Here is a 6,799-nt window from a genome sequence, read left to right as displayed (position 1 = left end):
GGGCTGGCCCGCCTTCGCCGACGGGGAACCGCTCGGCGGGCTGCCGGTGCGGCTGCGGTGTGTGCCCGATGCGCTGCGGGTCCTGGCCTGAGCGTGCCGCTGGACCCGCCGAGGGCGCCTCGCGGGAAGAACCGCAGGCCCCGTTCAGTCAACCGTGCGGTTGACCACAGGGCGACGGAGGTCTACCGTCGTCATCAACCGTCCGGTTGATTAAGGGAGGTTCGCGCGCCCGTGGCGACGACAGAAGGCCCCACGTCCGACGACGACCGGTTGTCGAGGATGTTCCTCGCGCTGGCCGACCCCACCCGCCGCGACATCGTCGCGCGCCTGGCCTCCGGCGATGCCACGGTGGGGGAGCTGGCCCAGCCGTACGCGATGTCGGTACAGGCGGTGTCCAAGCACCTCAAGGTGCTCACCGACGCGGGCCTGGTCACCCGCGGCAGGCAGGCGCAGCGCCGCCCCTGCAGGCTCGAGGCCGAGGTCCTCGACCTGCTCGGCGCGTGGATCGAGCGGTACCGCCGGACGGCCGAAGACCGGTTCCGCCGACTGGACGCCGTGCTGGCCGACCTGGCAGACCACGACACCGGCGACGGGGACGACACCACCCGACCACACCAGGAGCGAGCATCATGAGCACCACCCGCACCGGCACCCGCGACACGACCATCGAAGCCGTCGCCGACCTGCCCTCCATCCGCATCGTCCGCGACTTCGACGCGCCCCGCGACCGGGTCTACCGGGCGTGGACGGACCCGGACCTGCTGGCCCGCTGGCTCGGTCCCCGTGACCTCGAGCTGCGCGTGGACGAATGGGACGCGCGCACCGGAGGCCACTGGCGGTACTCGAACTGGCGCGACGGCGACCTGGTGGCCTCCTTCTACGGATCGTTCCACGAACTGCGTCCGCCCGAGCGGATCGTGCAGACCTTCACCTGGACCGACCTGCCCGACGGGGTCAGCCTGGAGATCGCCACCTTCGACGACCTCGGCGGCGGGCGCACCCGCGTGACCGCGCTGTCGATGGTGGACACGCTCGAAGCCCGCGACGCCATGCTGGCCAGCGGCATGGAGGTCGGCGTGCGGGAAGGCTACGAGAAACTCGACGCCCTGCTCGCCTGAGACACCCGCCGCGGTTCCGGGGGCGGTCGCGCCCGCGACCCGCCCCGGGGAAGACATGGCCTCGGCGCGTCCGGTGTGGCCGTGCCGAGGCCGTGGGAGGGGGCCGTGGCCACCCGCCGTCTGCGTGGACGGCCGGGAGTGTGAAACCCTGACGGACGTGGACCCCTCCACCGATTCCTCCCCGTCGACCAGCCCGGCCGAGGCCTACGCGGCGGCGCGGCGGCGCGGCCGGTACCCGGAGCTGACCCGGTTCGCCGGTGAGCTGGCCTTCGAGTTCGACGACTTCCAGAACCGGGGCTGCCGCGCGCTCGAGGACGGCCACGGCGTGCTGGTGTGCGCCCCGACCGGCGCGGGCAAGACCGTCGTCGGCGAGTTCGCCGTGCACCTGGCCCTGGCCGAGGGACGCAAGTGCTTCTACACCACCCCGATCAAGGCGCTGTCCAACCAGAAATACGCCGACCTCATCGAGCGCTACGGCGCCGAGGCCGTGGGCCTGCTCACCGGGGACACCTCGGTCAACGGCAACGCCCAGATCGTGGTGATGACCACCGAGGTGCTGCGCAACATGCTCTACGCGGGCTCGGCCAGCCTGCACAACCTCGGCTACGTGGTCATGGACGAGATCCACTACCTGGCCGACAGGTTCCGTGGCGCGGTGTGGGAGGAAGTGATCCTGCACCTGCCCGCCTACGTGCGCGTGGTGGGCCTGTCGGCCACGGTGAGCAACGCCGAGGAGTTCGGCGAGTGGCTCGTGGCCGTGCGCGGCGACACCACCGTGGTGGTCGACGAGCACCGGCCCGTGCCGCTGTGGCAGCACATGCTCGTCGGTCCCCGGCTGCTGGACCTCTTCGCCGGTGAGCAGGCCGACACCGGCGAGGCCAAACTCAACCCGCGCCTGCTGCGCAAGGCCGAGGAAACCGCCCGCATGCACGCCCCGGCAGGGGCGCGGGGTGGCCCGCGGCGCCGGGGCGGCCCACCCCGGATGCCCCGGTACCGGCCGCCGTCCCGGGTCGAGGTCGTCGACCGGCTCGACCGGGCGGGACTGCTGCCCGCGATCGTGTTCATCTTCTCCCGGGCGGGGTGCGACGCCGCCGTCACCCAGTGCCGCCACTCGGGCCTGCGGCTCAACACCCCCGAGGAGGTCGCCGAAGTGCGCCGCGTCGTCGACGAGCGCACCGCCGACCTGCCCGACGCCGACCTCGCGGTGCTGGGTTACTGGGACTGGCGCGAGGCACTCGAACAGGGCGTGGCCGCCCACCACGCCGGGCTGCTGCCCGCGTTCAAGGAAACGGTCGAGGAGTTGTTCGTCCGCGGCCTGGTCAAGGTCGTCTTCGCCACCGAGACACTCGCGCTGGGCATCAACATGCCCGCCCGCACCGTGATGCTCGAACGGCTGGTCAAGTACAACGGCGAGGCCCACGTCGACCTCACCGCCGGCGAATACACCCAGCTCACCGGCCGGGCGGGACGGCGTGGCATCGACGTCGAGGGGCACGCGGTCGTGCTGTGGCAGCCGGGTGTGGACCCGCGCCACGTCGCGGGCCTGGCCTCCACCCGCACCTACCCGCTCAAGTCGTCGTTCCGTCCCGGCTACAACATGGCCGCCAACCTCGTCGGCCAGTTCGGCGCGGCGCAGGCGCGGGAGCTGCTGGAACAGTCGTTCGCCCAGTTCCAGGCCGACCGTTCCGTGGTGGGGCTTTCCCGCCGCATCGACCGCAACAACGACGCGCTCCGGGGCTACCGCGACGCCGTGACCGGCGACTTCGACGCGATGCTCGACTACCTCGACCTGCGCCGCCGCGTGTCGGAGCGGGAAAAGCAACTGGCCAAGCAGAACACCGCCGCCCGCCGCGCCGAGACCGCCCGGTCGCTGGAGAAGCTGCGCAAAGGCGATGTCATCGCCGTCCCCGGCGGGCGGCGCGCCGGGCTGGCCGTGGTGGTGGACCCGGGCACCGACCAGTTCGACGAGCCCCGCCCGGTCGTGGTGACCGAGGACCGCTGGGGCGGGCCGCTGTCGCTGTCCGACTTTCCCGCACCGGTCGAGCCGCTGGGGCGGGTCAAACTGCCCAAACACGTCGAGCTGCGCTCGGCCAAGACCCGCCGCGACATCGCCTCGTCGCTGCGCAACACCGGCATCACCCCGCCGAAACGGCACCGTCGCCGCTCGGACGCCGCCAGCGACACCGAACTGGCCGAGGCGCGGCGGCGGTTGCGGGCCCACCCCGTGCACGGCCTCGCCGACCGGGAGGCCAACCTGCGCTGGGTCGAGCGGTACCAGCGGCTGGCCGCCGACAACGCCCAGCTCGAACGCAGGATCGCGGCCACCACCCATTCGCTGGCGCGGGCCTTCGACCGCATCCGCGGGCTGCTCACCGAGCGGGGCTACCTCGGCGACGACGGCGACACCCTCACCGAACACGGCAGCCTGCTGACCCGCCTCTACAGCGAGTCCGACCTGCTGGCCGCCGAGTGCATCCGCCACCGGGCCTGGCACGGCCTGGGCCCCGCCGAACTCGCCGCCGTGGTCTCCACCCTGGTCTACGAGGCACGGCGCGACGCCACCGCCGAGGCCAAGCTGCCGTCCGGGCCGGTGGCGCAGGCCTGGCAGGAGACGGTGCGGTTGTGGACCGAGCTGGTCGAGGACGAACGCAGGCACCGCCTCGACCGCACCCGCGAACCCGACGCCGGGTTCGGCTGGCCGGTCTACCGGTGGGCCCGCGGCGAATCGCTGGAGGCGGTGCTGACCACCGCCGAGGCCAACGGGCAGGAACTGTCCGCCGGGGACTTCGTGCGCTGGTCCCGGCAGGTCATCGACCTGCTCGACCAGATCCGTGACGTGCTGGGTAAACAGCACGCGGTCGGCGGTGCCGCCGGCAAGGCCGCCCAGGCGCTGCGCCGCGGCGTGGTGGCCGCGGGCGAGCTGTGACCACCACGCCGTCCGCGGCAGGTGCGGACCTGTGCACCGCGCGCGGCGAGTGTGGTTGGATTCCGCACGGCATGCCGGTGTGCGGCGTGCCGGACAACTGTCGGTGACTTGGCGGAGGCAACACGATGAGCGCGCCGTACGGAGGCAACCAACCCCAGTGGGGCCAGCAACCCCCCTCGGGTCCGGAATCCGGTGGCTTCCCCAACCAGGGCGGCTACCCGCAGCAGCCGTACGGGCAGCAGCCGGGACACCCGGGTGCGCCCGGGTACGGCCAGTACGGCCAGCAGCCCTGGCCCCAGCAACAGCAGCCCGGCCAGCCCGGCCAGCCGGGGCAGCCGTACGGTGACCCGCAGGCGGGCCAGTACGGCGGCTATCCCGCCCAGTACCCGCAGCAGCCTGGGTACGGGCAGGCGCCGTACGGCCAGCCCGGCTACGGGCAGGCGCCCCCGGGCGCGCCGCGGGGCACATCCGGCGGCAAGGGCCTGTGGATCGGCATCGGCGCGCTCATCGTGGCACTGGCCGCGGCCGCCGTGGTGCTGTTCGTCTGGCCCGGCGTGCTCAACACCACGGTGTTCGACCACCAGCAGATGTCCAGCGACGTCGAGCGTGTGCTGTCCGAGGCCGGGCACGAGGTCGACAGCATCACCTGCCCCGAAGGGCAGGAGGTCGAGCCCGGCGCCACCTTCACCTGCGACGGCACCATCGACGGGCAGCGACAGCAGGTGCCCATCACCGTCGACAACGCCGAGGGCCACTACCAGGTCGGCCAACCCCAACCCGCCGAATGACCGGACCGCCGCGCCCGCACCACACGGCCGGGCGCGGCGGACAACCCGGTGGCGCGTCCCGCCCGACGGCCGCGAGGATCGGAGGCCATGAACACCGCGACCACCCGGGTGCTGGGCGAGAACAACCACCGCACGGCCGAGGACCTCTTCCGCGCCGCGCTGCACCTGGCTCCCGTCACCGACGACCAGTGGCAGTACGCGCGCGCCGGGTTCCAGCCGGGGCGCACCCTCGGCGCCGTCGACGACGACGCGCCCGGCGCGCCGCTGGTCGGCACCGCCCGCTCGCTCGACGCCCGCCTGGCCGTGCCCGGCGGGAACACCGTGCCGCTGGCGGCGGTCACCGGCGTCGGTGTGCGCGCCGACCGCACCCGGCGCGGAGTGCTCACCGACCTGATGCGGACCCAACTGGCCGACTTCGCCGACCGCGGCATCACGGCGGCCACCCTGCACGCCACCGAGGGCGCCATCTACGGCCGCTTCGGCTACGGCGTCGCCACCCGTGCCCGCACCTGCACCGTGGCACGGCACACCGCCCGGCTGCGGCCCGAGGTCCCCGTCGGCGGCGAGGTGGAACTGCTCGACCTCGACACCGCCGTGCGCAGGCTGCCCGTGGTCTACGCCGCCCTGCCCGCCCGGCCGGGCGGCATGACCCGGCCGGAGCAGTGGTGGGCCTCCTGGTCGGCATGGGCGCGGCAGGCGACCGAACCGATGTCGGCGGTGCTGCACCACGGCCACGACGGGCCCGACGGGTTCGCCCTCTACCAGGTCGGCCGCGACTCCGGCGGGCAGGGCGTGCTCACCGTGGTCGATCTGCACGCCGCCTGCGCCTCCGCGTTCGCCGGGCTGTGGCGGTACCTGCTCGGTGTCGACCTCGTCCACGAGATCCACACGCGGGGCAGGCCGCTCGACGAACCGCTGGAGCTGCTGTTCACCGATCCCCGCGCCTGCCGGGTCACCGCCGTGCGCGACGAGACGTGGCTGCGGCTGGTCGATGTGCCCGCCGCGCTGCGGGCACGCCCGTGGCGCGGGCCGGAGCCGATCGTGCTGGAGGTGCACGACCCGCTGCTGCCCGCCAACAGCGGCCGCTACCTGCTCTCCGCCGACGGCGCCGAGCGCACCGACGACCCCGCCGACGCGCGCCTCGACGTGGACGCGCTGAGCATGCTGTGGCTGGGTGGGTGGCGCCCCTCCGCGCTGGCGCGAGCCGGTCGCCTCGCCGCGGCCGCGCCGGAGGCGGTCGACGCGCTGGTCGCTGCCGGGGCCGAACCGTGGTGCGGTACGTTCTTCTAGGCCCCCCAACCGGCACGGCGAACCCGGTGCGGGTGGCGAGGTGACCCACGAGAGACCGCGGAGAGTGTCCGGCGTTGCGCATGCGCACCCTACTGGCGAGCCTGTCCGCGTGCGGCGCCCTGCTGCTAGGCGCCTGCGGCGGCGAGGGCGACGAGCCCGGCGTGACGGTGCCGTCCCTCGGCGACACCAGCACACCGGGCACGACCAGCACACCGGACGACACCGGGCCGCCCTCGACGGGTCCGTCCGGACCCGGGCACGCGGACGACGACACCACCGGGCCGTCCCCGGTGTCGAAGGTGTTCGACGCCGACACCATGCGTGAGTCGGTGCGGTCGGTGCTGACCGGCAGCTACGAACTCGACGGTGTGGAACGGGTGGACTGCCCGTCCGGCCGTCCGGTCGAGGCCGGGACCACGTTCGACTGCACCGCCGTCGTCGACGGCCAGACCCGCCGCGTGCCGATCACCGTGTCCGACGACGACGGCCGCTACGAGGTCGGCTACCCCGACGACAGCGACACCGACAGTGACACGGCCGGTGAGGGCACGGGTGACGGCACCGGCGCCGGTGAGGGCGACGGCGCGTAGATCAGCCGCCCCGCGCCGCGGCCGCTCCGGTCAGCGCCGTCAGCAGCCGCGTGGCCGAGCCACCCAGGGCGTACCGCCGGGCCAGGT

At 73.7% G+C, this 6,799-nt stretch carries 6 protein-coding genes; all 6 read left to right on the top strand.

The features are described from left to right. The first annotated feature begins 279 nt into the window (after window positions 1-279). The 6 genes from SACSA_RS0102590 (at window position 280) to SACSA_RS24105 (ending at window position 6,712) form a co-directional block, all read left to right on the top strand. Complete coding sequence (locus SACSA_RS0102590; RefSeq protein WP_019813244.1) at window positions 280-633, top strand: ArsR/SmtB family transcription factor; 354 nt, start codon at window positions 280-282, stop codon at window positions 631-633. After that, entirely contained in the window at window positions 630-1,118 is a 489-nt protein-coding gene (locus SACSA_RS0102585; RefSeq protein ID WP_019813243.1) for an SRPBCC family protein, read from the top strand. The genes SACSA_RS0102590 and SACSA_RS0102585 overlap by 4 nt, the downstream gene beginning before the upstream one ends. Window positions 1,119-1,275: 157 nt before the next feature. Beyond that, window positions 1,276-4,044 carry a DEAD/DEAH box helicase gene (locus SACSA_RS0102580; RefSeq protein ID WP_028661457.1) on the top strand — a complete coding sequence of 923 codons (2,769 nt, stop codon included), beginning with the start codon at window positions 1,276-1,278 and terminating at the stop codon, window positions 4,042-4,044. 125 nt (window positions 4,045-4,169) lie between these two features. Further along, a complete protein-coding gene (locus tag SACSA_RS0102575; protein ID WP_019813239.1) occupies window positions 4,170-4,832 on the top strand; it encodes a DUF4333 domain-containing protein in 663 nt (220 codons plus the stop codon). 87 nt (window positions 4,833-4,919) lie between these two features. Continuing rightward, window positions 4,920-6,122 (top strand): GNAT family N-acetyltransferase, encoded by a 1,203-nt coding sequence (locus tag SACSA_RS0102570; RefSeq protein ID WP_019813237.1) that lies wholly within the window; start codon window positions 4,920-4,922, stop codon window positions 6,120-6,122. 80 nt (window positions 6,123-6,202) lie between these two features. After that, window positions 6,203-6,712, top strand: a complete 510-nt coding sequence (locus tag SACSA_RS24105; protein WP_019813235.1) for a DUF4333 domain-containing protein — start codon at window positions 6,203-6,205, stop codon at window positions 6,710-6,712. Window positions 6,713-6,799: the final 87 nt, after the last annotated feature.

It is taken from the genome of Saccharomonospora saliphila YIM 90502, from assembly GCF_000383795.1.
GTDB lineage: Bacteria > Actinomycetota > Actinomycetes > Mycobacteriales > Pseudonocardiaceae > Saccharomonospora > Saccharomonospora saliphila.
Note: the sequence above shows the minus strand (reverse complement) of the source record. Positions and strands in the feature narration are given on the sequence as shown.

Bases quoted from the DNA above. Each gene is read 5' to 3' on its own strand.
- SACSA_RS0102570 (WP_019813237.1), top strand. From the start codon at position 4,920: ATGAACACCGCGACCACCCGGGTGCTGGGCGAGAACAACCACCGCACG.
- SACSA_RS0102575 (WP_019813239.1), top strand. From the start codon at position 4,170: ATGAGCGCGCCGTACGGAGGCAACCAACCCCAGTGGGGCCAGCAACCC.
- SACSA_RS0102590 (WP_019813244.1), top strand. From the start codon at position 280: ATGTTCCTCGCGCTGGCCGACCCCACCCGCCGCGACATCGTCGCGCGC.
- SACSA_RS0102585 (WP_019813243.1), top strand. From the start codon at position 630: ATGAGCACCACCCGCACCGGCACCCGCGACACGACCATCGAAGCCGTC.
- SACSA_RS24105 (WP_019813235.1), top strand. From the start codon at position 6,203: ATGCGCACCCTACTGGCGAGCCTGTCCGCGTGCGGCGCCCTGCTGCTA.